General features: G+C 53.2%; 22 protein-coding genes and 2 pseudogenes. 8 read left to right on the plus strand and 16 right to left on the minus strand.

The features are described from left to right. Positions 1–4 precede the first annotated feature (4 nt). The 9 genes from B9K09_RS13725 to B9K09_RS13765 all read right to left on the minus strand — a co-directional run bounded on the left by B9K09_RS13725 (position 5) and on the right by B9K09_RS13765 (position 9,315). Entirely contained in the window at positions 5–1,486 is a 1,482-nt protein-coding gene (locus B9K09_RS13725; RefSeq protein WP_087517349.1) for an aldehyde dehydrogenase family protein, read from the minus strand. After that, on the minus strand, positions 1,483–2,781 hold the full coding sequence (locus tag B9K09_RS13730; RefSeq protein WP_087517350.1) for an FAD-binding oxidoreductase: 1,299 nt from the start codon (positions 2,779–2,781) through the stop codon (positions 1,483–1,485). Before B9K09_RS13730 ends, B9K09_RS13725 begins: the two co-directional genes overlap by 4 nt. Positions 2,782–2,986: 205 nt before the next feature. After that, positions 2,987–3,868, minus strand: a complete 882-nt coding sequence (dapA, locus tag B9K09_RS13735; protein ID WP_087517351.1) for a 4-hydroxy-tetrahydrodipicolinate synthase — start codon at positions 3,866–3,868, stop codon at positions 2,987–2,989. 25 nt (positions 3,869–3,893) lie between these two features. Continuing rightward, entirely contained in the window at positions 3,894–4,562 is a 669-nt protein-coding gene (locus B9K09_RS13740; protein WP_256574023.1) for an amino acid ABC transporter permease, read from the minus strand. A gap of 10 nt (positions 4,563–4,572) precedes the next feature. Further along, complete coding sequence (locus B9K09_RS13745) at positions 4,573–5,244, minus strand: amino acid ABC transporter permease (RefSeq protein WP_087517352.1); 672 nt, start codon at positions 5,242–5,244, stop codon at positions 4,573–4,575. Positions 5,245–5,255: 11 nt separating this feature from the next. Beyond that, entirely contained in the window at positions 5,256–6,074 is an 819-nt protein-coding gene (locus B9K09_RS13750; RefSeq protein WP_087517353.1) for an amino acid ABC transporter ATP-binding protein, read from the minus strand. 57 nt (positions 6,075–6,131) lie between these two features. Continuing rightward, positions 6,132–6,977 carry a transporter substrate-binding domain-containing protein gene (locus tag B9K09_RS13755; RefSeq protein WP_087517354.1) on the minus strand — a complete coding sequence of 282 codons (846 nt, stop codon included), beginning with the start codon at positions 6,975–6,977 and terminating at the stop codon, positions 6,132–6,134. 237 nt (positions 6,978–7,214) lie between these two features. Next, positions 7,215–8,126, minus strand: a complete 912-nt coding sequence (locus tag B9K09_RS13760; RefSeq protein WP_087517355.1) for a LysR family transcriptional regulator — start codon at positions 8,124–8,126, stop codon at positions 7,215–7,217. A 355-nt stretch (positions 8,127–8,481) separates the two neighbouring features. After that, positions 8,482–9,315, minus strand: a complete 834-nt coding sequence (locus B9K09_RS13765) for a 5'-nucleotidase, lipoprotein e(P4) family (RefSeq protein WP_157699391.1) — start codon at positions 9,313–9,315, stop codon at positions 8,482–8,484. Positions 9,316–9,917: 602 nt separating this feature from the next. Between B9K09_RS13765 and B9K09_RS13770 the strand changes: the two genes are divergently transcribed. Further along, positions 9,918–11,942, plus strand: coding sequence for an alkyl/aryl-sulfatase (locus B9K09_RS13770; protein ID WP_087517356.1), 2,025 nt, complete (start codon positions 9,918–9,920; stop codon positions 11,940–11,942). A gap of 619 nt (positions 11,943–12,561) precedes the next feature. Here the strand turns inward: B9K09_RS13770 and B9K09_RS13775 are convergent. The 4 genes and pseudogenes from B9K09_RS13775 to B9K09_RS13795 form a co-directional block, all read right to left on the minus strand. Then, positions 12,562–13,680, minus strand: a complete 1,119-nt coding sequence (locus B9K09_RS13775) for a hypothetical protein (RefSeq protein ID WP_087517357.1) — start codon at positions 13,678–13,680, stop codon at positions 12,562–12,564. 494 nt (positions 13,681–14,174) lie between these two features. Next, positions 14,175–14,909 carry a hypothetical protein gene (locus B9K09_RS13785; protein ID WP_087517359.1) on the minus strand — a complete coding sequence of 245 codons (735 nt, stop codon included), beginning with the start codon at positions 14,907–14,909 and terminating at the stop codon, positions 14,175–14,177. 379 nt (positions 14,910–15,288) lie between these two features. Beyond that, positions 15,289–16,302 carry an IS110 family transposase gene (locus B9K09_RS13790; RefSeq protein ID WP_087517360.1) on the minus strand — a complete coding sequence of 338 codons (1,014 nt, stop codon included), beginning with the start codon at positions 16,300–16,302 and terminating at the stop codon, positions 15,289–15,291. A 142-nt stretch (positions 16,303–16,444) separates the two neighbouring features. Further along, positions 16,445–16,660, minus strand: a pseudogene (locus B9K09_RS13795) (glycoside hydrolase family 19 protein); the annotation flags it as partial. Between the two features lie 336 nt (positions 16,661–16,996). Between B9K09_RS13795 and B9K09_RS13800 the strand changes: the two are divergent. Further along, positions 16,997–17,641: a hypothetical protein gene (locus tag B9K09_RS13800; protein WP_087517361.1), complete on the plus strand. Its 645-nt coding sequence runs from the start codon at positions 16,997–16,999 to the stop codon at positions 17,639–17,641. Between the two features lie 349 nt (positions 17,642–17,990). On the opposite strand, the gene B9K09_RS13805 is transcribed toward B9K09_RS13800, so the two are convergent. Then, positions 17,991–18,899 (minus strand): LysR family transcriptional regulator, encoded by a 909-nt coding sequence (locus B9K09_RS13805; RefSeq protein ID WP_087519105.1) that lies wholly within the window; start codon positions 18,897–18,899, stop codon positions 17,991–17,993. Positions 18,900–18,995: 96 nt separating this feature from the next. On the opposite strand from B9K09_RS13805, the gene B9K09_RS13810 reads away from it, so the two are divergent. The 5 genes and pseudogenes from B9K09_RS13810 (at position 18,996) to tal (ending at position 23,008) form a co-directional block, all read left to right on the plus strand. After that, on the plus strand, positions 18,996–19,871 hold the full coding sequence (locus B9K09_RS13810) for a pirin family protein (RefSeq protein WP_087517362.1): 876 nt from the start codon (positions 18,996–18,998) through the stop codon (positions 19,869–19,871). 69 nt (positions 19,872–19,940) lie between these two features. After that, positions 19,941–20,048, plus strand: a pseudogene (locus tag B9K09_RS22835) (hydrolase); the annotation flags it as partial. A gap of 55 nt (positions 20,049–20,103) precedes the next feature. After that, the gene (ycaC, locus tag B9K09_RS13815) at positions 20,104–20,730 is read left to right on the plus strand and encodes an isochorismate family cysteine hydrolase YcaC (RefSeq protein WP_087517363.1); all 627 of its coding nucleotides are present in this window, start codon (positions 20,104–20,106) and stop codon (positions 20,728–20,730) included. Between the two features lie 289 nt (positions 20,731–21,019). Further along, on the plus strand, positions 21,020–22,033 hold the full coding sequence (gene dusA / locus B9K09_RS13820; protein WP_087517364.1) for a tRNA dihydrouridine(20/20a) synthase DusA: 1,014 nt from the start codon (positions 21,020–21,022) through the stop codon (positions 22,031–22,033). Between the two features lie 54 nt (positions 22,034–22,087). Next, positions 22,088–23,008 (plus strand): transaldolase, encoded by a 921-nt coding sequence (gene tal, locus B9K09_RS13825; protein WP_087519106.1) that lies wholly within the window; start codon positions 22,088–22,090, stop codon positions 23,006–23,008. A gap of 662 nt (positions 23,009–23,670) precedes the next feature. Here tal and rssC read toward each other — a convergent pair. Next, a complete protein-coding gene (rssC, locus tag B9K09_RS13830) occupies positions 23,671–24,153 on the minus strand; it encodes an anti-sigma factor antagonist RssC (protein ID WP_087519107.1) in 483 nt (160 codons plus the stop codon). 8 nt (positions 24,154–24,161) lie between these two features. Beyond that, positions 24,162–25,325 (minus strand): two-component system response regulator RssB, encoded by a 1,164-nt coding sequence (rssB, locus tag B9K09_RS13835; protein WP_087517365.1) that lies wholly within the window; start codon positions 25,323–25,325, stop codon positions 24,162–24,164. Positions 25,326–25,538: 213 nt separating this feature from the next. On the opposite strand from rssB, the gene B9K09_RS13840 reads away from it, so the two are divergent. Beyond that, on the plus strand, positions 25,539–25,838 hold the full coding sequence (locus B9K09_RS13840; protein ID WP_087517366.1) for a PilZ domain-containing protein: 300 nt from the start codon (positions 25,539–25,541) through the stop codon (positions 25,836–25,838). Positions 25,839–25,921 lie beyond the last annotated feature (83 nt).

The raw sequence follows: 25,921 nt of genomic DNA on the forward strand, positions 1-25,921 counted from the left end.
TACCTCACTTGATGTACCAGCCCCAAGGCTGTTCGCTGTCGTAGCGGGTGATCTGCTTGGTTTCAAGGTAGTTGTGCAGACCCCACTCACCCAGCTCGCGGCCAATGCCGCTTTGCTTATAGCCGCCCCATGGTGCTTCGGTGAAGGTTGGCTGCGAACAGTTGATCCAGACAATACCAGCGCGCAGCTTGCGCGCGACTCGTTCACAACGTTCCATGTCTTTCGACATGACCGCAGCAGCCAGACCGAAGCGTGAATCGTTGGCCGAACGCAGAGCCTGAGCCTCATCATCGAATGGGCGAATGCACACGACCGGACCAAAAATCTCTTCGTTCCAGATCCAACTGTCCTCAGGCACGTCGGCGAAGATCGCCGGTTGTACAAAGAAGCCCTTGTCGAAGCCAGCTGGTCGCGCGCCGCCACAAAGCAGTTGTGCGCCTTCCTCGCTGCCGCGGGCAACCGCTTGCAGGACCTTGTCGTACTGGCCCTTGCTAACCAGCGGCCCCAGCAATACGCCCTCTTCCATGCCGTCACCGATACGCAGCTTCTCGGTCACCTCAACCAGCCGCTTGAGCAGCGGCTCATACAGCTCACGTTGCACCAAGACGCGGGAGGTTGCGGAACACACCTCGCCTTGATTCCAGAAAATACCGAACATGATCCACTCGACGGCCGCATCGATGTCGCTGTCGGCAAAAACAATAAACGGTGACTTGCCGCCCAACTCCAGGCTGATGTTCTTAATATCACGGGCAGCCGCCTGCATGATCCGGCTGCCGGTCGGCACGCTGCCGGTGAAGGCCAGCTTGTCGATCCCCGGGTGCTCGCTGAGCGGTGCCCCGGCATCCGGGCCGAGGCCCGGGACTACATTCAGCACGCCAGCCGGCAGCCCCGCATGATCAGCAATGCGCGCTAGTTCAAGGGCGGTCAGCGGCGTGAGCTCGGAAGGCTTGAGCACCATGCAACACCCGGCCGCCAGCGCCGGTGCAACTTTCCAGGCTGCCATCAGCATCGGGAAGTTCCAGGGGATAATCGCCCCGGCTACGCCGACCGGCTCTTTTCGCGCAATCGAGGTGAAACGTTCATCGGCAAGAGCGACAGGTTGCTCCCGCTGATCGTCCAGGTCTTCAGCTAGGTCGGCGTAGAAGTCAAAGCAGCCCGCAGTGTCGCCGATGTCCCACAGGGCTTCTGGCAGTGGTTTGCCGTTGTCGCGCACCTCGAGTTCCGCCAACTCCTGTTCGCGGTCACGGATGCCTTGGGCGATCCGGCGCAGCACGACAGCGCGTTCGCTGCCACTCATCTGTGGCCAAGGCCCCTCGTCGAACGCTTGGCGTGCAGCCTTCACCGCCAGATCGATATCTTCGGTAGTGGCCGCAGCGACCTGAGTGATCACGGCTTCACTGCACGGATCGACCGTTTCAAAGGTGCCCCCTTTAACCGGTGATTGCCATTGGCCGTTGATGTAAAGCTGGTGATACGAGTTCATGTGAGACCTCCAATAAGGCTGAAACGATTGGCGCTGAAAGGCGTGAGATCTTGAGGCGTCGGCCGCCCGGCGACGAGGTCGGCGATTAAGCGTCCGGTGGTCGCTCCGAGGGTCAGACCGAGCTGACCGTGACCGAAGGCCATGAATACGTTGGGCAGGCGCGCCGAACGGTCGATGACCGGCTTGGTGTCCGGCAAAAAGGGGCGATAGCCAATCCCGTACTCGACATCGCCGGTTTGCAACTGCGGCAGGATGTTCTTCGCCTTTTCCAGGATGATGTCGGCCCGTTTGAAATTCGGCTCGGCATTTGCCGCAGCGAACTCGATCGTGCCACCGATCTGCAGGCCACGAGTCATGGGGCTAAAGCAGAAGCCTCCATCGGCATAGATCACCGAGTGACGAAACTCCACACCGGGATTGGGCAGCACCGCCTGATAACCCGCAATGCCAGCCAGCGGGATATTCACACCCAACTGATCGAAGAACTTCCGCGAGCCAGTACCGGCAGCTACCACGACTTGACTGGCGGGATAACGCGCCCCATTGCTGAGCTCCACACCCGTAGCGATACCCGACAGCTCGACGATACGCTTAACCTCACCCAGCACACGGACACCGCCTTGCTTGATAAAGCTCTCGGTAAGCGCCGCAATGAAACCTTCGGTATCGTTGACCGCTCGCCAATCCGGGAAAATCAGGCCGTGCTTGAACTTGCCAGCAAGTGTCGGCTCGAGATCGGCGATATCGTCTGAATCCAGCTCTTCAGACCTAAAACCCAGGGACTTACGCAATTCAAGGTGCGGTCGCTCATGAACGATGCCGTCGGCGGAGTCGAAGACCTCGATAATCGGGCGTTGACCGAGCAATGATTTGTCTGCGCAAGCCTCCAGCAAAGGTGCATAGTCTTCGTAGGCATGGCTGGTAAGGGTGGTCATTGCCTGGGCGATCTCGACAATTTTCGAGTGCCGGGCACAGGCAATAAAACGCAGGAACCAAGGCAAAATTCCAGGCAATGCGCTGGGTCGTAGCGCCAGCGGACCCTTCTGATTGAGCAACCACGCTGGGATTTTCTTGAGGATGCCCGGTTTGGACAGCGGGATGACCTCGCTGACGGCCATCTGGCCGCAGCTCCACTTGGCCGTGCTATCACCCGGCGCAGCGGGGTCGATCAAGGTGACCTGAAAACCTTCGCGTTGCAGGTAAAGGGCGCAACAGACGCCGACGATACCGCCGCCAATTACAACTGCTACGCCAGAAACTGCTTGTTCTGGGACGGGTAACTGCGCTTCGCTCATAAAACGCTCTCTTTGAAAAAACGCGGGATTGTCAAAATTTTCAGAGTAAATCCTTCCCCGTCACGGCGTTACTGGTCGACAGATTTACTCTGTCGCGCTTCATGATCCAGGCATAGGTATTGATGCAAATAAAGGCTTTTCGTTTCCACAGTGCTTGCGCTGAAGCCACCACACCGCCCGACACATCGGGCGGTGTGGTGCAAGATCACCCCTGAAGCAACTCGAGCTCCTTGCGGAATCTTGCTTTCTCATCATCAGTAAGAGGTTGTAGAGGCATGCGCGCATGACCCACATCAAAACCGGCCAACTCACAGCCGTACTTGACCTTCTGAATAAACTTGCCGCTTTCAAGATTGTTCATCAACGGGAACATGGAGCGAATGATTTGCTGTGCACCCGCCAAATCGCCCGAGGTGTACTTGTTATAGAAAGACACGATGTGCTCGGAAAGAAAGTTGGCAGGCGCGCAAATCCAGCTTGTCGCACCCCACAAGAAGAAGTCCAAAGCCTGGTCATCCGAACCGCAGGAAAGCTGGATTTTGCCTTTGTAGTTCTCTCCAATCTCAACAGCGCGCAGCAAGTTGCCGCTGCTTTCCTTGATACCGATAACGCGGTCATGATCTTTTAAGGCGTCGAGGACGCTAAAACCCACTTCGATATTGGTACGCACCGGGTAGTTGTAAAGCACGATATTCACGTCAGGCACAGCATCCAATACTGCTTGATAGTGACCGATCAGCTCTTCTTGAGTAGGCAGCGAGTAAAACGGCGGTGCCACCAGCAAATTGCTGTAGCCCGCGTCGCGCGCTTGCTTGACCTGCTCGATAACCTCGCGGGTGCAGGCACCATTCGCACCAGCGATCAACAGGCCGCGGCCAGCGACAGTCTCGCGCACGGTTGCCAGAACCTTGCGCCGCTCATCATTGGTCAGCGCATAGGACTCACCGGTAGTACCCAGCGGAACCAGTCCGCTGACGCCAACCTTGAGATGATGCTCGACCAGTGCGGCCAGGCGTTCGTGGTCGACTGCACCATTTTTGTCGAAGGGGGTAACCAGGGCAGGCATAATGCCTTTAAGTTGCTGCATGGATATATCTCCAATGAGGTGGGTGTTAGTACGCATAGCGACGCAGTAGACGGCCCTCGACCACACCGACCAGACGAGTGAGCGGGAACGCCACGAGGAAATAGATGACGGCAACGGCGGAGAGAAACTCCACTGGGCGCGCCGTGCTGTTTGATATGTTCTGGCCGATGAACATCAGGTCGGCGATCCCTACCGAAGAGATCAACGCGCTCTCCTTGAACAGGCTCACCACGTTCGATAGCAGCGGCGGAATGGAGCGCAGCAAAGCCTGCGGAAAAACCACGTAGAACACTTTAATCCGCGAGGTCAGGCCAAGTGCCGTGCAGGCGTCATGCTGCTCACTGGCGATTGACTTCAGGGCGCCGCGAAAGGTCTCGCTGGTGATTGCAGCCATATACAGCGTCAGCGCAATCACTACCGATACGTACGGCGGAATATTTACCCCGAGCACAACCGGAAAGCAAAAGAACACCCAGAACAGTTGGATCAGCAATGGCGTGCCGCGGAAGAACTCCACATAAAGCGCGGTCGGCCATTTCAGGATTCGAAATTTAGAAATGCGCAGCAAGCTGACCAAGAAACCCGCCAGACTGCCAATCAAGGCACAGCTCAGGGTGATGGCAAGAGTCAACCCCAAGCCTTTTAGCAGCACATGCCAGTAGGAAAAAACGATGGAGAAATCGATGGTCATCATGACGTTATCCTCAGCGCGCAGTCGCGGCGTCCTGACGCCGCTCGATGGCATTCACCAGTTGAGCGATTGGCAACGACATGGCGAAATAGATCAGGGCTATCAGCGAGTAGGTTTCCAGTGGCCGGTAAGCTTCAGTGGCGAGGCTCTTGCCCACGTACATCAAGTCGCCAACCGCGACGATGGCAACCAATGCTGTTTGCTGCAGACTGCCAATACCATTGGTCATAAGTACCGGCAGCGCAGTGCGCAGCGACTGGGGTAACACCACGTACAAGGTGCGTTGCCAAGGGCGCAGGCCTAAGGCGACGCAGGCATCCAGATGCTCGCGCGGCACGGTCTGCACACCAGCTCGGTATGCCTCAGCGTTGAATGCAGTGAGGTTCAGGCCCAGCGCCAGAAAGCCCATGAAGATCGGATCGATAAAGACATTGAACAGTATCGGTACGCAGTAGAAGAACCAGACGATCTGCAGCAGCGCCGGTGTGCAACGAAAGAACTCAATGAACAACTGGGCTGGCCAGCGCAGAAAGAACCAGCGGCTCATGGTCAGCAGGCACAGGCCGAAGCCCAGCGTCAAACCCAGCACGTTGGAGACAAAAGCCAGTTCCAGGGTTACCTTCAAGCCCTCCCAGAGGGCAGGCAAGCTGCCACTTAGGAAATGAAAGTCGAATTGATAGTTCATGGCGTCGCCCCTCAGTCCAAGTGCAGAACTTTTTCCAGAAATTCCCGAGTCCGGGCTTCCTTGGGTTGCTTGAAGATCTGCCCCGGCGGCCCCTGCTCAACGATCTTGCCGTTGGCGCAGAACACCACCCGGGTGGCGATATCGCGGGCGAAATGCATGTCGTGGGTGACGATGATCATGGCCATCTTCTGCTCGGCCAGCTGTAGCATCACGTTCTGCACCTCGATAACCATTTCCGGATCGAGCGCAGAAGTGACTTCATCGAACAGCATGAGCTTGGGTTCCAGCATCAAGGCACGAGCAATGGCCACGCGTTGCTTCTGGCCGCCGGACAACTGGCTCGGGTAGGCGTGCAGTTTTTCTTCGAGACCGAGACGCGCGAGAAAAATACGAGCACGCTCTGTGGCTTCGGCCTTGGACAGACCATGAACCTTGACCGGCGCGAGGATCAGGTTGCCCAGCACCGACATGTGCGGAAACAGGGTGTAGTGCTGAAACACCATGCCAATCTGGTTCTGCAAGCGCGCATCCAACGATTTGCCGCGAGCCATGCTTGGGCTGATATAGGGTTTGCCCTGAAAGTTAATGGTCCCGCGCTGGATACCTTCCAGCCCCATCAGCACCCGAAGCAGCGAGCTCTTGCCGCTACCACTCGGACCGATGATCACTAGGCGATCGTCGGCGCGCATGTCCAGATCAAGCCCATCCATTACGACCAGGTTTTCACCATAGGACTTACATACATCGCGTAGCTGGATAAAGTCACCAGAGACTGAATCGCAGACGAGTTCAGCTTGTGGCTGGGCAGCCACCAGATAAGGCACTTTCATAAAACGTTCTCCAGGAGAGCGTCCGGCTAGCGGACGCTATCGAGAGTCATCAGGAAATCACTGCGAGGATTTTTCAGCGGCGTTGACTTCGACGGAGGCCTTGTCGACCAGAGCGGCGATTTCGCCCGTTGCACGGCGTTGGGTCAGGTAGATGTTCAGTACCTGCAAGTCTGCGAAGCTGATATCACGACGCAAACCGAAGGCAACACCCTGCTTGGCCAGAGCCGGAGAAGGCAGAACCTCTTTGCTCCAGTCCGGGTTTGCGAGAGCGAACAGGTGATTGGTGTCGCTGGCGTCGACCAACACATCCGCCCGACGCGACATCAACGCCAGGCGCGTTTCATCCATTCCTGGTAAACGCATGATCTTGGCGTTTTTGACCACCGCAGAAATAGCCTTGTCTGCCGCGGTGCCCGACATCACTGCAAAGGTGACACCGTCCTTGTCATAGTCGGCCACAGAGTCACCGGCACCCGCCAGCTTGGGATTTTCCTTATTGATAAGGAGCGATATCTCGTAGCTAGTCGCTTCTGTGGAGAAAGCGACGGCCAAGGCACGCTCTGGCGTCTGGTTAAGCGCCATTGCCAGATCCCACTTGTCGCTTTGAACACCCGCGACGATGTTGTCCCAACTGGTGTCAACAAACTCAACCTTGACCTTCAGCACCTTTTCACCGAAGTCACGACACAGGTCCACGAAGAAACCACTGTATTGGCCGGAAGCCACGTCGCGCATCACATAAGGAGCTGCGACTGCGGCTCCACAACGGAGCACACCTGCCTTCTGAACACCTTGCCAAAGTTGAGAGTCCGCCGCCTGAGCGGGCACTACAGAGAGCAATGAACCGATTGCAGTAGCGCAGGCGATTACATTGCGAATTGAGCGAAAGGAAAACCGAGCCATTGTGAACCTCACCTATAACGTTGTTTTTGTTGGCAGAAGTACAAGCAACCGATTACGCGCTTTTTATAAGACACTCATTCAGCGATGTGTGCAGCGCTGTATACAGACTAGACTTGAGTAAAAGTGAGTGTCAACACGCTGAGGAGATTTTTTTCAAAACAATGACCGAACGGTCGAGCCCATTACGAAGAATGGCTCGACCGTTTCGAGGAGAAATTGGTGGGAAGAAGAAGTCGCTTAAAGGGCGTGCTGCAACGCTTCTAGAAAGCGCTCAAGAATAAGGCTCTGCCGACACCCTTTGCGGGTCGCTACGGCCAGCTTGGCATCGAAGAACAGTCGCTCGGGGCTCAAAGGTGCCATCAACCCTTTTTCAACCCAGATCGAGGCGTAATGCTCCGGCAGATAGCCGATATAGCTACCGGTCAAGATGAGAAAAGCGATCCCTTCGCGATCGGTTGCAGTTGCGGCAAAGTTGAGTAATTGGTGGAGGCCGATGGCCTCTGCAGTCATGCGGTAGCTGGGAACCACTGCATCGGCAGACCTCAACTCGTCATTACTCACCTCACTGGCACGCCCGAAAAACGGGTGTTCGTGGCTGCAGTACAGGTTCGATCGTTCCTCATAGAGCACGCTGTAGTCCAAACCCGACAACGGCGAAATCATCGGTAGAGCCCCTACATGCAAGCGGCCATCCAGCAGCCCTCGCTCAATCTCACCGGGCGTACTCATGCTCAGATTGATCTTAACGCCCGCGCCCTGGCCACGCACAGCCTTGAGAGCCCGGGTAATGCGCATCTTGGGCTGGGTCACCAAATTGTTGACGATGCCGACATTGAGGTCTCCACGCAGTTGCTGGTGCATTTCATTGACCTCGCCGCGAAACCCCTCAATGGCAACCAGCACCGATTCACCAGCACGCAAAACCTCACGCCCCTCGTCAGTCAAAGCAAAGCCCGCGCGCCCGCGCTGGCATAGGCGCATACCCAAACGCTTCTCCAGATCACTCATATGCAGGCTGATCGCAGATCGACTGATGCCCAGCGCGCTCTCCGCTGCGGTGAAGCTACCGCTCTCGGCCACCGTCTTGAAAATACGCAGCAGGCGCAGATCGAAGTCGCTGACCTGGCTCAGGTGAGGTTTTTTAGGCATACGTGAGTATTTCCATATTTAAACGTAACAATATATAGATTTAACTCACCATTTAATTAAGTACAAGCTGAGCGCAACTTCCATGCACCAGTGATTGACGTCATGAACTAGCGCCTGCACCACTATCGCTTGCCTGCTCACACCCAGCCTAGAGAATTGCCGCAACGGACAAGATCATGCTCCACGATCGACGATATTCTGGCCCGCGACCTCAGCCTGATGATCAACTTTAGCAAGATGCTCAAAGCTTTCTCGGCCACGCTTCGCCCTAATTTCAGGCGAAGGTTTGGCTCTGTGGAAGACCCGTACCCTATCGCGCGTGATACGGATCTGAGTCGAACAACTCTCTGCCCTGCTACTGCTTAGGTTGCCAAGCTGTTGAGCTAGCCGCCGCCTTGAACTTAGCGCGATTTTCCGGCGTGGCCGGTGGTTCGGAGTCACCAAAAACTGCCTTGAGCCAGTGCCCATCGGTAGGGTTCGGGAAGAGAATGAACTTACGACCGAACTGCTCTTTATCCTCAGTCATTAGTTCCTCGCGTTGCTTGACGTCAGCAACGTAATACTTGCGCTTGAAGTCATTGAGATTGTCGCCGAGCATCACGACCACCTCATAATCTTTGGCAATCTCTTTTTGGCGTGGCTCTTTGTTGGAACTGTCGCGATAAACCGTCAGGTGCTGCTCATCAGCAAAAGGCAGTTTGTTCTTACGTAGATTTTCCAGGGCGTAGTTAAAGGTGTTTTCGCCTTGATCACGACTGGTGACATAGAAAATCTCTACCCCCTTCGACTGCGCATAGTTCAAAAAATCCAGCGCTCCGGGTGTGGCGACAGGGCCGTTATCAGCAACCCATTGGTCCCAGGCATTGTCGTCGAAAAACTCTTTCCCCGAGTTGATCATGTAGCCCCAATAACTGATGCTACTTAGAACGGTATCGTCCAGATCGCTGATAATAGCTAAAGGGCGATCACCGTCCTTGTGAGCTTGAAGGGCTTGATCAAGGTGCATTCTCGCTACGTTGAAGCCCTGATAGTAAAGCGCCTCGAACTCGGCTGCTGTTTGCTTCCACGCGACTGCGGCGGTCAAAAGATTTGAAGGGGGGCTGGCGGCCTCATCCGCAAAGGTTTGCGCCCCTTGCAGCATTAGAAACGAGAAGAAAAATGGCGTCGCTAGCTTTGTTTTTATTTTCATATTCTGACCTTTAGCTCCAGGATTGAACCGCTTGAACAAACACTGCCAAGGAGTTTTACACCACCCAGATTTACGCTCAATGCAGGTGTCGCGTTTCTAGCTCAATGAGGCGCAATCCCCTACATTTCGTATTGAAATCAACGACTGGCGAATTGAGTCCTTTCTCGTTTTATAAACAGGCCTGCACGACCGCTTATGTCCCAGTGAATAATTGCGGACAGCCCAGCCCAGGCTATTCAGCTTTTGCCCTCCATTATTAACGATATAACGTCGTCACCAGCCAATCGCAATCCCTCAAGTAATTGTGCCGCCGCTACTACTCGCGGCTGTCCAACTGCACGATTCCCAGCCCGCCCCATCGATTTCTTTTTTTTAAAACCAGCTTGTAAGCTTATGATTAAGAACTACTATTTTGTGTGCAGCTTCGGCTCAGCAAGAAGCTACGCTAGTCTGCAGTTGCAGTTTTAGAGATGAGATTCCACTGGGTCTATGGCTCAATAAAGCCGTAGATGTTTTGCGATTTTGCTCTACGAAACACCCTAAAAAATTGCTGGTAGTTGCCGTGATTACGGTCCAGCAGATCAAGCCAAAAGGAGTTTGTAATGAATCTGAATGCTCTATCGACCGCAACGCTTGGGAGCAGATCATCTCCAGCCAAGTTTTGGAAAGTCAGCACCTCGTTTCTGCTTGCAGCATCCATCATAGTATCTGGTCAAAGCTGGGCAGCAGAAACAGCTAAGCCCGCAACGGATGCTACCAAAGCTGCTAATGATGCCTTGCTCAAAGAGCTGCCATTTGACGACAAGACCTCCTTCGAGTTAGCGCACAAAGGTTTCATTGCTCCCCTGCCCGCAGAGCCGATCAAAGGCGAAAAGGGCAATATGATCTGGGACCCAAGCAAATATGGCTTCATTAAAGAAGGTGAAGCCGCGCCGGACACAACCAACCCAAGCTTGTGGCGCCAATCGCAACTAATCAACATTTCTGGCCTGTTTGAAGTCACCGACGGCATTTACCAAGTCCGTAACTATGACTTGTCGAACATGACCATCGTCGAGGGCAAAGATGGCATCACTATATTCGACCCACTGATCTCCCAAGAGACAGCTAAGGCGGCGCTCGACCTCTACTACAAACATCGGCCCAAAAAACCCGTGGTAGCAGTTATCTACACGCACAGCCACGTTGACCACTACGGCGGTGTGCGCGGCGTTGTTGATGAGGCAGACGTTAAGGCTGGTAAGGTTAAGATCTACGCACCGTTAGGTTTCCTTGAACACGCTGTAGCCGAGAACGTTATGGCGGGAACAGCAATGAGCCGCCGTGCCAGTTACATGTACGGGAACCTGCTGCCGCCAGACGCCAAAGGGCAATTAGGCGCTGGGCTAGGAACCACAACATCCGCTGGTACCGTAACGCTTATTCCTCCGACCGACATCATCAAGGAAACTGGTGAAACGCACGTAATCGACGGTCTCACCTACGAATTCATGTATGCACCTGGCAGTGAAGCGCCAGCTGAAATGCTCTACTACATTAAGGAAAAGAAAGCTCTTAACGCAGCCGAAGACTCCACCCACACTCTGCACAACACCTACTCGCTGCGCGGCGCCAAGATTCGTGACCCGCTCGCTTGGTCGAAATATCTGAATGAAGCGCTGAAGCTATGGGGCGATGACGTTCAAGTTATGTACGCCATGCACCACTGGCCGGTGTGGGGCAACAAAGAAGTGCGCGAGCAGTTATCGCTTCAACGCGATATGTACCGTTACATCAATGATGAAACCCTGCGCCTAGCGAACAAGGGTTACACCATGACCGAGATCGCGGAGCAGGTAAAACTGCCGAAGAACATCGCCACAAAGTTCTCAAACCGCGGCTACTACGGTTCTCTGAATCACAACGTCAAAGCCACTTATGTTCTGTATCTTGGCTGGTTTATTGGCAACCCCGCCACATTGTGGGAGCTGCCACCTGCAGACAAGGCTAAGCGTTACGTCGAAATGATGGGTGGTGCTGATGCTGTGCTGAAAAAAGCCAAGGAGTATTACGACAAAGGTGATTTCCGCTGGGTAGCCGAGGTGGTCAACCATGTGGTCTTTGCTGAGCCGGACAATCAAGCGGCAAAAAATATGCAAGCCGATGCGCTGGAACAGTTAGGTTATCAAGCTGAGAGCGGCCCATGGCGCAACTTCTACCTCACCGGTGCGCAGGAGCTTCGCAATGGCGTACAACAACTGCCGACACCTGATACCGCAAGTCCCGACACCGTCAAGGCAATGGATCTGGACCTGTTCTTCGACTATCTGGCAATGCGCTTGAAAGGGCCTGATGTTGCCGATAAGCACATCACTCTCAACCTTGACTTTACCGACCTCAAACAGAAGTACACGCTTGAGATGGTAAATGGTGTGCTCAACCACACCGAAGGCATGCAGGCCAAGAACCCCGACGCTACCGTTACCTTGACGCGTGACACGCTTAATAGCGTGATGCTTAAACAGACCACGCTAAAAGATGCGGAAAGCTCAGGCGACATCAAAATCGAAGGTGACAAAGGCAAACTCGAAGAGTTGATGAGCTACATGGATGACTTCGATTTCTGGTTCAACATTGTGACGCCATAACACTTTAAGTGAAGGAAGTTGTTCAAGGCAGGCCATTGGATTTATTCGATGGCCTGCTTTTTTATGTGGACGAGAAAGCATAGGGATATTTCGATACAATGCCGGTGGCCATTGATCGACCACGCCTCACCAACCACAGCGTAGCCCCACATTATTCTTGATAAACTGACGCTCCTAGTTTTAATATTGCAGGTTGTAGCCGGCCTGTCGGTATTGATTTGCTCGTTAACCCTCCCGCCAGAACAGCAAACTCAACTGAGACAAATCACCGTATTTACAGGTACTCCCTGAATTGTCCCGTCGCTTCAGTGCCGCGCCCATGATGGATTGGGTTGATACAATTTAAATATCTAGCAATTTCAGCAGGTTAGAAATTCAAACTGTTTTGCTGTAGCAAAATTCAAGCAAGGGAGAACACGGGCTTGCTCCACCATTTGCATTCGACCTGACCAGTTATTTGCATCAGATTAGGCCTGCACGATCCGTGGATATGATCGACCGAGATCGGCCAAAAGCAGCCGCTCAGGATTGGAGTCTTTCGACCCTTTGCAGCCATCGTAGACGCTTCAGTGACCGTAAACGGAGAGCAATCGGGAAATGACTACCCCACTTTTGAACCTCAAGGCGACGCAGTTTTCTCCTTCACATCATAGTTTTTTTTCTTCGCAAAGACTCCGCCAACGACTGTCGGCTCTATAAATAAAATCTTTCTCTTGCTAGCTCCAGGACCATAGGGCTGCATTCGAAAGTGCCCCTTCCTCCAATGTGTACGTTTTTCTTTTACATTTCTCGCGTGATCAAATCCCGCGTCAGACTCATAGATGACATTATCCACTGGACTAATTACAACTCTGTCATAGGTCTTCCGAAGCTTATCTTCAAACTTGCGAATTTTGCCTAGGCCTTTCAATGAGGTTATTTTTTTTCTAAGTTCCTTTCGCTCATTGAAAGCAGTATCGCGATATTGCTTGCAATTAATAAATAATAGAACCTTGGCCATGTGATTTAATGTTTCAGATAAATATCTAATATCGCCTGTAAAGTCATCGTCATGGCCGTACTTTTCCTCGACGCTACTGAGCTCTTGCTTTATTGTTCGCATCCCATCCTGTATGTAAAATCCTTGCACTCGCAGTGCGTCATCTTCCACATGTGATTTACCCAGTGGCGAGCCGGTAAACATCAAATCCAGAATCCTCAACGGCTTGTTCACATCCACCATTGGGCTATCAGTATAACGCTTCATCTCTACTGAGCCCGGATCAATCTGGGTTTCACTTATATAAACTCCTTCAAGTATGTGCTCATGCGTAGATTCGTTATATACTTTTAGTGAGGAGTTCCGGCTCTCTGTGAACTCGATGTAGCAAGTTTTAAATGGAGGGCGGAGGTAATCTACTGGAACGTCATCGCCAATCTCTGTCTGTTCCAAAATCTCGTCGAGAAAATTTGATGTCGTCAAGATGTTGCCATCTTGGCGCCTGAATTTGTAAGAGTAGAGCGTTGTGCTTAGGGCGATTCCCGCCATATGGTCAGTTAAGTTGTCGGAGCGATACAAAGAAAATATATCAGGTCGGAGCCTCATTATCGTCTGTGTTAAGTAGTCTATCGAACAAGTTTCAATATCCAACCCGGTGAAGACCTCGTCGTACACTTGGTCCCTCGCCCGCGTGCTCATCTCAGTATATTTTGAACAGGTGATCCTCACCGGATGTGGCAATTTGTATGTGATGTCCATATTCTTCCAATCTACCAGTTAAATAAATGAAACTCTATCGGGTTCGGACAACGCCGAACAAATGAGATTATCACATTACGGAATTCGAATAGCCTCATAGGATGACACTAAGGGTTCTGGCGTCGGGCACAGCATTAGTTCGGATTTTCAGCGGATACATTTCCATACGCCTTCTTCTAGTTCAAGACTCTCATCACAAACATAAACAAGCGACTCGCAATGGCTTTTTTTGGCCGATTGCTGTTTGTCGCGAAGGGCAGTCTCCGAGCCAAAGCTGACGTAATGCAATGGACGCCAGGGCCGAAAGGCGCGGTCATCCAACACGCCAGCTTTCGCAAGCCATCTCAGCCCCTCAAGCTCAAATCAGCGCTGCGAAGCGACAATGCATCAACCTTTTCTGAATGCCTCTAAGACGCTTTCGTACACATATGGCAGGTACGCCTATCGCTGCGCAATAGTTCACTATTTAAAAGCTTAAGTCTTCTAAATGCACCCTATTTATAGAAGTCTGGATAAAAAATACTGATTGGATTTCCGACGCTTTCAGGATCGTCAATGGCCTTCCTTCCTTGGTTAGCAATTTCTGCTCGATATGTTTGAAGTTTTGGGATTAAAGAGTATATGTCGGTAGTGTCAAAGATAAGTTTTCTGAATTGGTTTACATCAAAAAGAAGGCGGTCACTTTTTCTAATAATTTGTACTACCGGGAGCCTGAGTGCATGTCGCAGCGCTACCTCATAAAAAACGTTAGGGTTTAAATATGAAAGGTCTGCAATCGCAAACTTGGATCTCTTGAGATACTCTAGCACCTGAGTGGTGATCATGCCTGGATCACCAATGTGATCCGCACGAACTACGGTCAGCCCAAGCTCTTCTAAAGCGAGTTGGACCAATGACGACATAAACAAATCAGCATGCTTCCGTTCAATGCTTTCTTCTGAACCTATAGGCGTGATGTAAAAGCAAATTTTAGACCACTCTATAGTGTCTTCCTTTGAGCTTAATACTCCTGCTACTTGCGGGGAATTAACCATCTTAGAAAATGAGGCGTCGGCCGTTTTTTCGGTCACCTCATCAATAACCTGATCTATAGATATTAGCGTCCCTGCGCCTTCGAGTGTTCTAAGTAGATCAAGGCCTTTTACATTAACGATGAAAGTGTCTACGAGTAATAGGGGACATACGAGTAATAGCGGACACCCATTAGCCGGTCCTGCGTCAATATCCAAAGTTTACCCGCCCTGCTTTTTAACAGCAGGGTGTTTTCCTCGTTAAACCTGAACAGTTGAACCGGTCGAGTCCGTTTCCTCGCCTGTGGCTACGACCGAGTCGCGCCAGTCACCCATATGGATCAAGCGGTGGTGATTCTTTGTAGTACCGCCCTGGCGGTAATCCGCCCCAGAGAAACGTTGGTGCCGCCAATGTGTCCAAAACGTGTCACAGAACCGTGGCTCATGTAAAAAATACACGTCCAGTCTCTACGGGCTCACTTGGCAGACGACTCGGGTACAACACACTCAGGCGGTGACAGCAGACCTCCACTCAGACCCGTTGGCTCATCCTGCCCAGTCCCCGAATTGGCTGATCTGCTCTCACCTTATTCACCCCTTAGGCGAAACAGCGTTTGGCATCGAAAGGCTGTTTTTCCTTCAGGATGTGGTAGCTCGCACGCGCCAGTTTGTGCGCCAGCGCCTTGGTAGCAACCACGTTGTTGGTTTTGGCTTTCTTCTTCTCGAAAAAGCGTTTGGCGTCTTCACTGAAGCGCCGGGCAAAGTTGGCCACTTCGATAAAGGCCCAGATCAAATAGGCATTGCCATTCCTGGTGTTGCCTTCACTCTTTTTCTTGCCGTTGGAATAATGAGCGCTATCCACGCAGCGAGCATACGAAGCAAAGTTGCCGACGTCGGCAAAACGCTCAATATTGCCTGTCTCTAGCATGATCACGATCGCGAGCACTTCGCCGATCCCTGGCATCGACTTAAGCAATGCGAACTCCGGGCGCAGTCGGGCGCCTTGTAGCAGTCTGGCTTCCAGGCACCCTATTTGGCTATTGAACGCCTCAATGATGGCGACGTTGGCTTTCATCGCCAGAGCCACATCGGGTGGCAGGCTCAGCCTGTCTACCGATGCGGCTGACAGGCGTTTGACTGCAGCGCTACTCAGTCGGCAACCCAGCTGACGAGCCATGATGTTTTCCACCGCCAGGATATGTTGAGTCCGGCTGCGTACTAACTGAATACGTTTACGGGCAAGATCGCGCAACGCACGCTCTTGTGGCGGATGAATATAACCCGTCGGCAAGATCCCGAGCCGTAGCAGATGGGCCAAGAAAGCCGCATCGTCCTGATCATCGGAATGCTTTAAACCGTCATAACGTTTCATCGCCACGGTGTTGGCCAGCTTCACCTCGAAACCAGCGCCCTTCAAACCATCGACCAGCCAGTACCAGTTGTAGGTTGACTCCACCACCACGCCAGCTAACTCGGCACGATGCGGTTCGAGCAGCATCACGATCTTCACCAAATCGTTGGGGCAACGTCGACTGAGGAGCACTCGATCCGTTTCGTCGGTAATCACCACAACACTGTTGTTCGAATGTAGGTCAATGCCACAGAATTTCATCACGGCCTCCTTGAGCAAAAGACAATGTTCGCACCTTGAATTTTGCACCACCTCTGCGAGGTGGGGAGGCCGGCCAGATGATTCTCAGACCACGTTTAAATCGAAATTTCGCAAAACCGTGGTCTGTCCCCTATTACCCACTCGTGTCGTACTTGGCCAAGTACGCGTTACCGCCCAGCTCACGGGTAAATTGCAGCGGGCCAGACTCATGACCGACCTGAGCCAAGAACATGGCCATGCGCTTGGGCCGGTCAAATTGCCAGCGCTTAGCTGCTGCGTTGATTGCAGGAACAAAAACGCCCGCATGTTTGCGGGCGTTTGGCATGATGTGCAGCAGTTGCTGTTCGGTTAATTCCATATTTCCTCCAGACGTAAAAAAGCCCGCACTCGGCGGGCTGGACTTTGAAGCTCTGCTTGATATGTTTTCAGCGTCAAATGGATTCTGAAATCGTTACGAATCTATACCTACAATCGAGTGACCCCTTCGACAAAATCAAATAGCGCATTTAAGTGCATGATTGAGCCGTTCCTGCTATTAACATGAAAATAGTCTGAAATAAGTCCAAGGGATACTCACAATCTGAATACCCTTTTCGGCATCATCCAGGCAGTCGCTCAATGTTTGAATGCATTGGAATAGCGCAAGACAAAAACTGCCGAAAACAAAGAAAACGAATACGTGAAAGGAATCACTATGACTTACGACGCTGATGAAGAGACATCTTGGCGCGCGTACGCAACACGAATCGACGCCGTGCTGGATCTGCGCTATGAGGACAGCTCTGGAGATGTTAGTCAACACACAGTAGAGGCTCGCTACTTTAATGAGGCTTCACTGTTCGGTCGCTGCCAACTTCACAAAGCTAACCGCGAGTTTCTTTACTCCCGCATCAGCTCATGCCAAGACGCCAACACTAAAGTAGACATCCCGAATGCCTACAAATACCTACTGCGCCTTTACGAAAAAACACCAGAATATTCGTACGAAATCACCATTGAAGAGCATCAAGACATCCTGCGCGCCCTGCTATATATCATGGAACACAGTGGCCACCAAGAGCATCAGCGCCCCCTGATCATTGCAACACTCTGCAGGAAGCTGTCAGGTGACAACCGCATAGATACCCGCCATACAGCTCACTTCGTTGTGATGCATCGAAGGGCATCTCCTCAAGCATTTAAACTCATGATCGGGCGCCTTAGCCAAAGCCTTCTAGCCCCCCAAAAGGCAGCACTCCTCAAGTTAGCCACCAAACTGGCCACACAGTTCGAGGCACCTAACGGCGATACACAAGAAGCGCTCGACTACATGACCCAGCGCTTCGCCAAAACCGAATAAGCCGCTCTTAGCTACGGCCTTGATTGCAGACCATACATGGACCTTGCTTAATAAACCCGAAGGCGTTAGACCTCGATGTCGTACTGGGGCAGGCTTGGCGCCTGCCCGGTGATATCGCCGTCAACGATGAAGGCTTTCGGGAATAGGGGACAGACCACGTTTAAATCAAAGTTTCGCAAAACCGTGCTCTGCCCTATTTCCCTATACCAGAGGTCTTCAGCCCGAGTTGATTTGGCGCGTACCAATTATGTACCACTAAGATCTTTTCGTAAGATACATTGCGAGGGCTATATACCTTTTGCATCCGGCAAATAACGGCCAGACGCTGACGCGTGCAGTCCCGTTGCAATCAAGCCATATCGCTCTTGGCAAATTCCTCGGCCAGGAAGTCGATTAAGGTTCTTACCGATGGTAACAACCCTCGCCTGGACGGAAATACGGCATGCACCAGCCCGGTCTTTGGTGACCACTTGGGCAAAGTATTGACTAGCGTTCCCTCAAGCATTTCAGCGCGCACCACCACCGTAGGTAGATGCACGATGCCAACGCCCGCCAATGCGGCTTGGCGCAGGGCCACAAGGTCGTCGGTGACGAGTCTTGGATGATGCGTGATGGTTGCCGTAGCGCCGTCGGGGCCTTCGAGTACCCAGGCATACTCGCGCTGCACCGAGCCCCAGTGCAGGCTGGGCAGGCTGTTGAGGTCGGCTGGCACCAGTGGACTATCGAGCCCCTTCAGGAGCGATGGGCTGGCCACCACACATTGAGTGCTATTGGCCAACACCCTCATCACTAGATCACTGCTTTCCAATGGCGGAAAGCGCACGCGCAACGCGATATCAATGCCTTCCTGAATCAGGTCAACATGGCGATTGCTGCTTGCCACATGCAATTCAACCAGTGGATAGCGAATCATAAACCTGGCCAGCATCGGACCGACCCAGAAATTCAGCAAAGCTGTCGGGCAGCTCAACCGCACAATGCCTTGCGGCTCTGAACGATTGCGCTCGATCACCTCGGCAGCGCCTTCAGCCTCCACCAACATCGCAACGCAATGGCGGTAATACTCCTGGCCGATTTCGCTGACGGAAAAATGTCGTGTTGAACGCTGAATCAAGCGAACTCCCAGACGCTCTTCGAGACTGGCGATACGTCGACTGAGCTTCGACTTTGGCATATCCAACGCCCGCCCGGCCTGGGAAAACCCGCCGTGTTCGACAACCTGGACGAAGTAGTAAAGATCGTTAAGGTTTTCCATCAGCGTTCTCCAAATAGAACACTGAGGGTAATTTATCCGGTCTACCGCGCCAAGCGTTGCAGCCTTATGGTGTTCTCCATCAGTTACAGGAGGCACATCATGAAAAACATTCTTGGAATCTACGACAGCCCCAGACCACATTGGGTGGGAGACGGCTTCCCAGTACGCTCGTTGTTCTCTTACGACACCCTAGGCAAACACACCAGTCCGTTCCTGCTGCTCGACTATGCCGGACCGCATGATTTTGCTCCTGCGCAACAACGGCGTGGCGTTGGTCAACATCCGCATCGCGGTTTCGAAACGGTGACCATCGTCTATCAGGGCGAACTGGAACATCGCGACTCGACTGGCAGCGGCGGCCAGATTGGTCCTGGCGACGTGCAATGGATGACTGCCGCCTCGGGAATCCTCCATGAAGAATTTCACTCCACGGAGTTCACCCGTACAGGTGGCACCCTGGAAATGGTTCAGCTGTGGGTCAATCTACCGGCTCGCGACAAGATGTCCGCCCCCGGTTATCAGACGCTACTCGATCGAGACATACCCGCAATCCCTCTAGCCGACGGAGCTGGAACCTTGCGTTTAATTGCTGGTGAGTTTGAAGGACAGCATGGTCCCGCCCGCACCTTCACAGCGATGGATGTCTGGGATATGCGCCTGAATGCCGACAAGCCGGTGTCCTTGCGTCTGGTCGAGGGCCGAACCACTGCACTGGTGGTATTACGCGGCACCGTGCAGGTGAACCACACGCAAGTGCTCAGACCATCGCAGATGGCGCTGTTTGAGCGTGCAGGTGACGAGTTGCTGCTGGAGGCTAATAACGAGGCAGTGGTACTGCTGCTCAGCGGTGAACCGATCGACGAGCCGATCGTCGGTTACGGCCCCTTCGTGATGAACAGTCAGGCCGAAATCGAACAGGCCGTTGCAGATTTTCAGACTGGGCAATTCGGACGAATGAACAGTCATCCGTCATAGCCCTGACGCGGCTGACATCTAGTCTTGAAAGACCTACCCGCAAAACGTTTGCGGGGTTACGGGCGTAGTGCCTTGGCCTACAGCCAAATACTCCCACACTACCAACTGCTGATTGAGAGCGCCCCGAAAACTCAGCAGGTGACTAATGAAAACGAAACACTGAATTCACAGCACTAACCCCACTCCATGTGACATGCGCGCATGGCATTCAGAAGCAGTAAGGAGAAGCAAAATGACTACGCCCTACAAACGTCTCGATAAGAACAACGCAGCCGTACTGTTGGTCGATCACCAAGCGGGTCTGCTGTCGCTGGTTCGCGACCAGGACCCTGACAAGTTCAAGAACAATGTGCTGGCACTGGCTGACCTGGCCAAATACTTCGAGCTGCCGACCATCCTCACCACTAGCTTCGAGACTGGCCCCAATGGCCCACTGGTTCCAGAGTTAAAGGATCTGTTCCCGGATGCGCCGTACATTGCCCGCCCCGGTCAGATCAACGCTTGGGATAACGAAGACTTCGTCAAAGCAGTAAAAGCTACCGGCAAGAAACAATTGATCATTGCCGGTGTAGTCACCGAAGTGTGCGTGGCGTTCCCGGCACTTTCGGCCCTCGAAGAAGGCTTCGAGGTGTTCGTGGTCACCGATGCCTCCGGTACCTTCAACGAAATCACCCGTCACTCGGCCTGGGACCGCATGTCCAGCTCCGGTGCGCAGCTGATGACCTGGTTTGGCCTAGCCTGCGAACTGCATCGCGACTGGCGCAACGACATCGAGGGCCTGGGTACATTGTTCTCCAACCACATCCCGGACTATCGCAACCTGATCACAAGCTACAGCACGCTCACTGCAGGCAAGTAAAACCCACGCGGTGGCTATGCATAATGGCGCAGCCACCGCCCCTCAACATCCATCTATGTGCTCCTCACTCTAAGCTTGATCTGCGCACACGCTTGAACACCTAAGTTCCTGATAAACTACCCGCCCACTCCGCTGCACGCATGCTGCACGGTGTAACCCGTTTCTTGGTTTTGCTTGAACTGCGTAATTACTTTGCTAGCCGTCTGCTTTGATCATCCAAACATGATGAGCAAAGTAGATGGCTAGACGAATTTCAGAACAGCAAACCTGCATTGATAGAACTCAGACCATGCTTATTGCCCCGGCCGTATCCCCCGCCACTGCTCGCACTAATCTATCCCGCCGCTTTAGCGTTGCGCCGATGATGGATTGGACGGATCGTCATTGCCGTTTCTTTCTGCGTCAGCTTTCACACAATGCCCTGCTCTACACCGAGATGGTGACAACCGGGGCGCTGTTGCATGGTGATACGCAGCGGTTTCTGCGCCATGACGAGGCTGAATATCCGCTTGCGCTGCAATTGGGTGGCAGCTCGCCGGCTGATTTGGCCGCGTGTGCCAAGCTGGCTGAGGCGGCGGGCTATGACGAGGTGAACCTCAATGTCGGCTGCCCAAGTGATCGCGTGCAGAACAATATGATTGGCGCATGCCTTATGGCTCACCCACAGTTGGTGGCTGACTGTGTCAAGGCGATGATTGATGCAGTTGATATCCCGGTCACGGTCAAGCACCGCATCGGTATTGATGGTCGCGACAGTTATGCAGAGCTGTGTGATTTCGTTGGCACGGTTCGCGATGCTGGCTGCAAGAGTTTCACCGTACACGCGCGCATCGCGATTCTTTCGGGTCTGTCACCGAAGGAGAATCGCGAAGTGCCGCCTTTGCGTTATGACGTAGCGGCGCAGTTGAAGAAGGACTTTGCTGATCTGGAGTTGATCCTCAATGGCGGCATCAAGACGCTCGAAGACTGCACAACCCATCTCGAAACCTTCGACGGCGTGATGCTGGGTCGCGAGGCGTATCACAACCCGTACCTGTTAGCCCAAGTTGATCAGGCGCTGTTTGGCTGCGATAAACCGGTGATTAGTCGCTATGAAGCCATGTTGAGCATGCGTGATTATATTGCCCGGCATTTACAGGAAGAGCGCGCGGCCATGCACCACGTCACGCGTCATATGCTGGGTCTGGCTCAGGGTTTCAAGGGCGCAAGGCGTTTTCGCCAATTGCTTTCGGTGGATATTCACAAGGCCAGTGACCCGATGGAACTGTTCGATCAGGCCGCTCAATTGCTCGAAGGACATTGAGCCCGGATTCGCCCTCGGGTAATGTCAGGGGATCCGCAACGACAAGGTTTCGTCATGACTAGCAAGCTGGATCAACTTAAGCAGTTCACCACCGTTGTCGCTGATACTGGCGATTTAGATGCTATTGCCCGCATAAAGCCGGTCGATGCCACCACCAATCCTTCGCTGCTGCTTAAGGCCGCCGCTATGCCGCGTTACGCTGAGTTGCTGAAAAACTCAGTTGAGGGCTGTAATAGCGACTTGAACCTTGCCTGCGACCGTTTTGGGGTTGCCGTTGGCCAAGAGATTCTGAAAATCATTCCGGGGCGTATTTCGACCGAAGTTGATGCGCGCCTATCGTTTGATACCGATGCAACGCTGCGCCGCGCTGAGCGCCTGGTTGAGCTGTACGAGCAAGCTGGGATTGGTCGCGAGCGTATCCTGATCAAGATCGCCTCCACGTGGGAAGGTATTCAGGCCGCCGAGCAGCTTGAGAAAGCAGGCGTGCAAACCAACCTGACCCTGCTGTTCTCTTTTGCTCAAGCTCAGGCTTGTGCGGATGCCGGCGTGTTCTTGATCTCGCCATTCGTGGGGCGTATTTACGACTGGTACAAAAAAGCTGAAGGCTGCGATTTTGTCGGCATGGCGGACCCCGGCGTGCAATCGGTCACACGCATCTACAATTACTACAAAGCCAACGGCTACAACACTGTGGTCATGGGCGCCAGCTTCCGGAATCTCGGCCAGATCGAGCAGTTGGCCGGCTGCGATCGCTTGACCATCAGCCCAGAGCTGCTGCAACAGTTGGCAGACGATCAAGGCAACCTTGAGCGCAAGCTGAACCTTGGCGCACCGAGCGAAGCCAAGCAAACGTTGAATGAAGCACAGTTCCGCTGGGCGATGAATGAAGATCCAATGGCCACTGAAAAGCTGGCGGAAGGTATTCGCCAGTTTGCCAAAGACCAGCAGAAACTAGAGCAGCTACTGAGCAACTAGCCGAGACCACTCCGTAGGGAACGGCAACGCGAAGCTTGTCTACCAAGCATCTGGACGTAATGGCCAATGGTGGAAGGGTGCAGCGTCTTCCACCCTACCCATCAAGCCGTAGGGTGTGACAACGCGAAGCTTGTCCACCAAGCATCTGGATCTGGGCGCAGCGGCCAATGGTGGAAGGATGAAGCGTCTTCCACCCTACGCATCAAGCCGTAGGGTGTGACAACGCGAAGCTTGTCCACCAAGCATCTGGATCTGGGCGCAGCAGGCAATGGTGGAAGGGTGCAGCGTCTTCCGCCCTACCCATCAAGCCGTAGGGTGTGACAACGCGAAGCTTGCCTACCAAGCATCTGGACGTAATGGCCAATGGTGGAAGGTGCAGCGTCTTCCACCCTACACATCAAGCCCGTAGGGTGTGGCAACGCGAAGCTTGTCCACCAAGCATCTGGATCTGGGCGCAGCAGGCAATGGTGGAAGGGTGCAGCGTCTTCCACCCTACACATCAAGCCGTAGGGTGTGACAACGCGAAGCTTGTCCACCAAGCATCTGGGCGCAGCGGCCAATGGTGGAAGGTTGAAGCGTCTTCCACTCTACGTATGAAACAACTGAATAAAAAACGGGGCATTGAGTTAATCAATGCCCCGTTTTTTTGTATGCGGGTTCGGCTAGCTGTGTTCTAGCGCGTTGACCAGATCATGGAAGGCTTCGCGGTTGGAGTCATTCAAGCCCATAAGAATCCGGTGAGCCTCAAGCACTTTGGCTTTTACCACCTCTTCGGTTTGGTCTTGTGAAGGTAGATCATCCAAAGCTTCAGGACAGGGAATCGGGCGGTCGACAATATTAAACACCTGATCAAAACCCATCGACTGTAAAAGCCGGGTGATGTCTGGGTGAGTCGTGACCACAGTCGGCAGCAAACCGATTTTTTGCCGCGACAAAATAGACAGCTTCGCCAGCAAACCCAAGGTGGTGCTGTCGATGCTGCGCGTCTCGGTGAGGTCAATAACGATCGCGGAGAAATTCATTGAAGTGAAGATTTTCTCGATCGTGTAGTCGAGCGCTGAACACAGGGTCAAGCGTACTTCACCTATGAACTTGAGGACGAAAGTTCCGTCCTGCTCTGCAAATTGGATGCGGCCAGGGCCTATCCCAGGGTTCATGCAAGATTCCTGCTTAACACAAGCAATGCAATATCATCCGGCATCTCTGCCAAGTTGGCCAGTCCTAACACGTCCCGCAGACCTTCAAGCGTGCCGCCCGCCTCTGTAACCAGCTGCGGAAGCGCCGTTTCTTTGTCTTTCAGGGTGTCGCCTGGCAACAAGTCGAGAATACCGTCGGATAACAACGTCAGACTAAAGTTTTTCGGCAGTTGCATAGTTTGATCACTGTACTCCGCCTCTTCGAACAAACCAACAGGCAGACCGCGACCTTCGATGTAATTGGCCTTCCCTTCGCTAAACATCACTGGCAGCGGCAAGTGCCCGCCAATGCTGTAAATCAAGGTATCGGTTTCTTCGTCAATGACCCCGCCAAGCATGGTCACATGCTTGCCCAGCTTGCAGTTGATCAAGCCACGGTTGATATGCCCAAGCACCTCGGATGGCTTGAACTCAGGCAGACGCCCAGCTCGTTTCGATTCATAGAGCAGGCGCGTGGTCATAAACTTGAGCAGCACGGTGACGAAAGCCGATGAGGCACCATGTCCGGAAACATCCGCCAGATAAAAGGCAATTCGCCGGTCATCTACGCGAAAGTAATCGACAAAGTCACCTGACAAGTACAGCGAAGGGATTATCTGATGCGCGAAATGCACACCATTAATCTCCCACGGCGTTTCAGGCAGCATGTTCATTTGCACCTGGCGACCCGCATTCTGGTCTTCTTGCAACAGGTGCAAACTGGCTTCGAGCTGCTCGGCGTAATGCTTGTTTTCCAGACGCAGCCTAACGCGATCAAGCGCACGGTTGATCGAATGCTCAAGCACTGCGAGGTCTTCAAGGGGCTTAATCAGGTAATCCGCAGCGCCGAGGCGTAAAGCCTCGACCACGTCGGTCATCACGCCTGCGCCGGAAACCACAATAATTGGCGTCTCGGAACCCAGAGCGTTAATGCGGCGAATCAGCTCCAAACCATCAACTTGGGGCATGCGCAGATCGCAAATCACCAGGTCTGGATTTTTCTGCTCAAAGATTTCCAAGCCCTGCAATCCATTTGAAGCTTGCAAGACGATAAAGCCGCTATCTTCCAGATAAGCCGCAAGACTGGCGCGGACTACTTGGTCGTCATCAATGATCAGCAGTGTGGCACTGGTTTTCTGCATGGGGTATCCAGGCAAACTGCGTCGCGGTTGGTTTGACGTATACGTCAGGCCAGGACCGGCAGGCGCGCACTCGGTTCGGATTAAGGCGCAGACGGTACTCCCATCCGCACCTCGATTCAAGCACCCCTGGGTGGCGAGAAGCTTCTTTACACCCTAAACATAGGAGAGCTATAAACCCAAAGAACAAGTCCCAATGACAAGAGGATAGTCCGTATGAGCCAAAGCAATCACGAATACAGTGAAAAACGCGAATACATTCGTATGCAGGTGGAAACCCCCGCCACACTGCACCATGCTGGCCAGGCTATCCCAGCGCTCTGCCGCGACCTCTCTGCCACGGGGATGCAGCTAGAAGCCGCTTGTAACTTGCAAGTCGGTGACAAGGTCAAAATCAGTATTGAGTCCGAGCATCCACAACTAAAAGGCCTGACGGCTGAGGCCGAAGTTGTCCGCGTCAACAGTGGCGACGGCGACAAACAGATCATCGGCGTGAACGTGCTATCGATGCGTTGATGAACCGTCTAAATATTTTCAAAACGTAAAAATGCAAAAGGCGCCCTGAAAGGCGCCTTTTTATTGAGCCGGTTCTATCGGCC

Source organism: Pseudomonas sp. M30-35, assembly GCF_002163625.1.
GTDB lineage: Bacteria > Pseudomonadota > Gammaproteobacteria > Pseudomonadales > Pseudomonadaceae > Aquipseudomonas.